This is a genomic window from Bacillus sp. FJAT-29814 (genome assembly GCF_001510715.1).
Taxonomy (GTDB): Bacteria; Bacillota; Bacilli; order Bacillales; family Cytobacillaceae; genus Neobacillus.
In genome coordinates, this window is the sequence record NZ_LMTJ01000001.1 from 752,558 (window position 1) to 757,863 (window position 5,306).

Here is a 5,306-nt window from a genome sequence, read left to right on the forward strand (position 1 = left end):
CTCCACCTTTGGAGCCCTTGCTTCCCTTGGTGCCTCCACCTTTGCTGCCTTTGGATTTCTTTCTTTTTGGCCGTTTTTTCCCTTTTGGTCCTGGACCTTTGCCGCCGCTTCTCTTCGAACCGCCGCTTCCTTTTGTTCCGCCACTGCCCTTTGTACCAGCGCTACCTTTTGTGCCCGTACTTCCTTTTGTTCCGCAACTTCCCCTTGTGCCGCCACTTCCACTTGATCCACAACTTCCGCTTGATCCACAGCTTCCGATCGATCCGCAACTTCCGCTCGATCCGCAACTTCCCCTTGTGCCACAGCTCCCCTTAGAGCCACCGCTTCCTTTTGTTCCGCAACTGCCCTTGGACCCGCCGCTGCCTTTGGACCCGCCACCACCTTTAGACCCCTTGCTGCCTCCTGTTCCTTTCGTGCCCTTGCCGCCTTTTGAGCCTTTGCTGCGGCCTTTGCCTTTGCTTCTCTTTTTCCCTTTTTTATGAAGCATTGTGACAGTCTCAACAGGATTATTGTCTAAAAATGCAACAACACCATTATCCTGGGCCTCAGATAGTAACTGTTCCACGTCAATCCTCATTACCAAATAACCCACCACTTTCCAAAAAGTAATATGCTCCTTTTTAATCTATGGCGGACTAAGGACTTTTGATATAGACATACATTGAATTTTTCATATTTATATAAATGCCCAAATGCTCACGTTCCTTTTCAACCGGGCATAATATTTAGAAATTTTGATTTTAGGAGTTTAAAAAGATGTTAAAATATGAAATTTTTATTAATCCCAAATTACTTAAGCAGCTCAATGAGGATATTTGGACAAAAAACCATGTTCCTGGTGTGTTAAGAATAGGCGATCAACGCAATAAAATTGGGCTATGCTACCGCGGAAATGTCATTAGAAAGAAAAAGAAAAAATCCTATCACATCCTATTCCAAAAGCCGGCATTCGTAAATGGCGCCCATGAAATCCACCTTAACGCCGAGTTCAGTGATATTTCCCTATCAAGAAACAAACTGTCGCTTGATTTTTTCGAAAAAATCGGTGTCGTCTCACCGCACTCAAAACATGTTCTTCTTTATATAAACGGAACTTGTATGGGGATTTATTTGGAGCTTGAATCATTTGATCAATATCTATTGAAAAAGCGGAAACTGCCACTGGGCCCAATTATTTATGCGACCAATTATCACGCCAATTTTTCCCTCTTAACACCCGAGAAAAATGTAAAAACCAGTTTACTCGAAGGCTACACACTAAAATATGGAAGCAAAAAAGATTTAAGCGATCTAGAGCAATTGATTGCGATGATTAACTCTTTAAAAAATGAAGCGTTCAAAGAGGAAATACCGAATTTGCTTGATGTCGATCAATATTTAACCTGGCTCGCCGGGGTGGTGTGCACACAAAACTTTGATGGTTTTATCCATAATTACGCACTCTATAAAAATGGCGAAACGGGCCTATATGAAATCACCCCATGGGATTATGACGGAACCTGGGGACGGGACCTCCATGGCAGACCAAACGATTATGATTTTATCCCTATTACCGGATACAATACGCTCACTGGCCGGTTGCTTCACTTTGCCAATTTTAAAAAGAAATATCTAGGCATTTTGTCTAAGATTCTCGAAAAAGAATTTACAGTCGATGCTCAAAAAAAGGAGATTGAAAGTCTGATTAACTCCCTTAAACCCTATATTCACCTAGACCCATTCATCAAGACAACAGAGGAAAAGCTTGATAAAGAGAAAGAATTTATCTTCAAGTTTATTAACGAACGAAATCGTTTCCTAACTCAACAACTCTTCCAACTACAATAATGGGATTCTATCTGCATTTGCCTATTTTTACGAAAACCTGTGAAAAAAAGGCTACTTTATTAGTACAACATCCTACCATGACGAATATAGATGCAGTGTAAATGTTTATCTAAATAAAAGGAGGAAACTTTGGGTTATGAATAAAGAAGCAATGATGCAGTACGTAGGCAAAATAATCAGAGTAGATCGGGGCGGCCCTGAGTCCAGAATAGGAAAAGTATTAGCTGTACACGATGATTATTTTATCCTGCTTACTAAAAAAGATGGCGTGGTATATTACAAAACCAATCATATCAGAAGTGTAACAGAAAGTTCGAAGGACCTAATGAAATTGGGCATCCATATTCCTAAAAACTTCGAATACAAGTCAGCGGAAAATTTCGTCAAGCTGTTAGAGAGCATCAAATATCAATGGGTACGGATTAACCGAGGCGGTCACGAGGCATTAGAGGGTGTTCTAAACGATGTAAACAAAGATATTGCTTCATTAATCGTCAAAGAGGAAGTCGTTCGCTTCTCCATGAAGCATATTCGCAATATTAGCTATGGATTAGTCATTGATACAAATGACGATTCCGGGAAATCTGACGGCCATGACGGCGACGGCAAAGATAACAACGATAAGGATCAAGACAAAAATCAGAAAGACGAGGATAACGATTAAAAACATGTCGCTTCTCCACCAGAGAAGCGACCCATTATCTCAAAAAGGAGGCTGAAAAATGGGATTAGAGAAATTTACTGGAGCATTAGATTCGTTAAAAGGGTTCGACGTCAATCTTTTCGTCGGTGAAGAAGTCTATAAAGGAAAATTATTAGGCGTCGAATCGGATCACGTAGTATTAGAAACCGACATGAAGTATATTTTTTACTATCGGATTGATAAAATTCAAGCCATCACGAAGAATACCAAGGATTTTAAAGCGAAGAAATCAAAGGCACATTTCCAACAGACGCAGAGCTTAATGGAGTTATTGAATTCTTTTCAAAATACCTGGGTCAGCATCTTGAGCATACACAAACAAAGATTTAACGGAGTCTTAGCTGAAGTCGATTCTGATTTTGTTACCTTAATTAATGGCGAAGAACGAATCCTGTTAAAGTTGGATTATGTATCGAACATTCTAAAAGGATTTATTAAAGAAGAGGAAAACAAGGAAGAAAAAAATGAAAAGGCGGAAAGCCAAAGCAAGGACTCCAGCAGTAAATCGAATTCAGAAAAAGATAAGAATGACGGCAAGTCAGAGAAAAAAGCAGATTCTGAAGATAAGAGTGATCAACATTCAAATAAACAGGCCGCTGCAGAAAAAACAGACAATAAAACCTCGAAAGCCGATGCAGCAGCCGAAAACCGTGAGCATAAATCTGACAAGCAGGCATATACCCATCACCCGGAGCAAGGAAAATCCGAAAAGAAAGCAAAACACGAAGACAAGGGTATCGAAAAGCATCAGCAAGTGACTGTTGCGCAACACACCAATATTTACGCCGGTTCCAGCAAAGATAAATCGAAGTCCCCGGAAAAAGCTTCAAAAAGCAATATGGAGAAGAAAGGCCAACATGAAAGTGGCCAGAAGGATCAACCAAAAGATGAGCCAAAATTGATGAAACCAAAACCACTTCCAACACCTCCTAAAGAAGCAATGGAGAAAGACAAACCGAAGAAGGAAGCTAATCAAGAAAAACAAAAAGAGACAGCAAAATCGGAAGCTCCACAAACAGAAAAGTACTCAAAGGGTATGGTTGTGGAAAAGAACAATACAAGTTATGTCTGGAAACCAATTAGCCAGGTAAAGAAATCTCTCCGCTTTGCAGGCGAACCAGCAGCAACTAATGATAATAAAGATGTGGTGATCCCTGAGGTCAAGAAGGAGAAGTTGAAGTCCCAGGCGATTGCCGATAAACCAACGAAAACCGAAAACGCTAGAACTTTCCCATTCGGCGGTGAATTCAAAGCTTTTGACAATAATAAAACGTTCCCATTTGCCGGTGAACCCCCAGCAAATGAAACCGCTAGGGCTTTTCCGTTTGCCGGATTCCCGAATAAAGAAAAGAAAACATCAGGATTTCTAAATTTTTAATGCCTTAGTAAACGATGAAAGATTACACAATCACCCAATCTATGAATTCGACACCGAATGAACCAGCTTACAAAAGGAGCCGGGCACACAACGTTTTTCCAGATGATTGCCATAGCTATGTTGACAGCCCCTCTCTTTTTGTAAAGGCGTTCTAACGGAAAGGATGTGAATGAATGAATTTGAAAAGTAATATCGGTAAATATGTGAAACTTGAATTATCAGGAAAAAAATTATTAAGCGGCATGATGGTAGATGTCGGCAGCGACTTATGCGTACTTTACAACGGAAATGATTACTTATATATTCCAACCGTTCATATTCAGAACTGGCAATTCTTAAAGAAAGATGAAATTGATGAGTTCACGTTGAGCAACGACCCTACCCCCATTTATAATCATAATGAGGAAATTTCATTGAGAAAAACGTTGACATCGGCAAAAGGAATTTTTACAGAAATATATGTAACTAGTAACCAAGCTCTCCATGGCTATATTATCAGTATCATGAATAACTACTTTGTTTTTTACTCCCCCATTTATAAAACGATGTTCATCTCCCTAAACCATCTGAAATGGCTAATTCCATATACAAACCATCAACGGCCATACGGATTGAGCAATGCGAGTTTGCCGGTAAACCCAAGCAATATCACTTTTGCCAGATCGTTTGAAATTCAAATAGAAAAACTAAAGGGCGAACTGATTGTATTTAATATCGGGGAAAATGCCAATGTCATGGGAAAAATTCAAGGAATCAAAGATAATTTTGTCGAGCTAATTACGGCCAAAGGAGATCCGGTCTATTTAAATCTCCAGCATATTAAAACCGTTCATATGACCTAGATCCTATTTTTTTCGTCATCAAGTGACCAAGCCAAACTAGGCCAACAAATAAAAAAAACGGACAGGATTGTCCGTTTCAGATTGTAGACAAAAGGCATTTTGAACTTCACGATTCTGGTGCCTTTTTCCATATCCAAGCTTATTCTGTTTAATTTTTCTTAAGATAGACCCCGGCGGGGTCTATTTTTATACCGTTATTGGCCCATTCCAAGTCCATGTAGCCAATTTCTTTAAATTCATGGCAGCAAAAGTAAGCATCGCTTGCATGGACAATTTTTTAAGACCTCTTAATGTTGTCCATCGCATACCATGCTTTTCCTTCGCATCTGCAAATACACGTTCAATTGTTTCTTTGCGACGCGCATAAATTATTTTATTCTCTTCTGTATGACGAAGGTGTTCAGCTTCCTCGAGATGCGCTTCCCAGACATGCCGTTGAATGAGTTTCTGATGATTTTGGCTCTGAGTACATTGTGCCAGAAGCGGGCAATCCTTACACTTAACTGGATTAGAAAAGTATTGGCGGTAACCTTCCTTAGTAGTGGTTCTATATTCT

Annotated in this window: 5 protein-coding genes and 1 pseudogene; 4 read left to right on the plus strand and 2 right to left on the minus strand. The window is 39.8% G+C overall.

All coding sequences use genetic code 11. The features are described from left to right. Positions 1–501 (minus strand): annotated as a pseudogene (locus AR334_RS29825) (hypothetical protein); the annotation flags it as partial. A 255-nt stretch (positions 502–756) separates the two neighbouring features. Between AR334_RS29825 and AR334_RS03515 the strand changes: the two are divergent. The 4 genes from AR334_RS03515 (at position 757) to AR334_RS03530 (ending at position 4,750) form a co-directional block, all read left to right on the plus strand. Beyond that, positions 757–1,827, plus strand: a complete 1,071-nt coding sequence (locus AR334_RS03515) for a CotH kinase family protein (RefSeq protein WP_066304952.1) — start codon at positions 757–759, stop codon at positions 1,825–1,827. 136 nt (positions 1,828–1,963) lie between these two features. Beyond that, positions 1,964–2,491 carry a hypothetical protein gene (locus tag AR334_RS03520; RefSeq protein WP_066304954.1) on the plus strand — a complete coding sequence of 176 codons (528 nt, stop codon included), beginning with the start codon at positions 1,964–1,966 and terminating at the stop codon, positions 2,489–2,491. Between the two features lie 58 nt (positions 2,492–2,549). Further along, entirely contained in the window at positions 2,550–3,908 is a 1,359-nt protein-coding gene (locus AR334_RS03525) for a hypothetical protein (protein ID WP_066304958.1), read from the plus strand. Positions 3,909–4,081: 173 nt separating this feature from the next. Beyond that, on the plus strand, positions 4,082–4,750 hold the full coding sequence (locus AR334_RS03530; RefSeq protein ID WP_066304960.1) for a hypothetical protein: 669 nt from the start codon (positions 4,082–4,084) through the stop codon (positions 4,748–4,750). Between the two features lie 186 nt (positions 4,751–4,936). Here AR334_RS03530 and AR334_RS28690 read toward each other — a convergent pair. After that, a partial coding sequence (locus tag AR334_RS28690; protein WP_172799142.1) for a transposase occupies positions 4,937–5,306 on the minus strand: 370 nt, incomplete at its 5' end.

Excerpts from the sequence above, each read along its gene's own strand:
- AR334_RS03520 (WP_066304954.1), top strand. The coding sequence starts at position 1,964 with ATGAATAAAGAAGCAATGATGCAGTACGTAGGCAAAATAATCAGAGTA.
- AR334_RS03525 (WP_066304958.1), top strand. The coding sequence starts at position 2,550 with ATGGGATTAGAGAAATTTACTGGAGCATTAGATTCGTTAAAAGGGTTC.
- AR334_RS03515 (WP_066304952.1), top strand. The coding sequence starts at position 757 with ATGTTAAAATATGAAATTTTTATTAATCCCAAATTACTTAAGCAGCTC.
- AR334_RS03530 (WP_066304960.1), top strand. The coding sequence starts at position 4,082 with ATGAATTTGAAAAGTAATATCGGTAAATATGTGAAACTTGAATTATCA.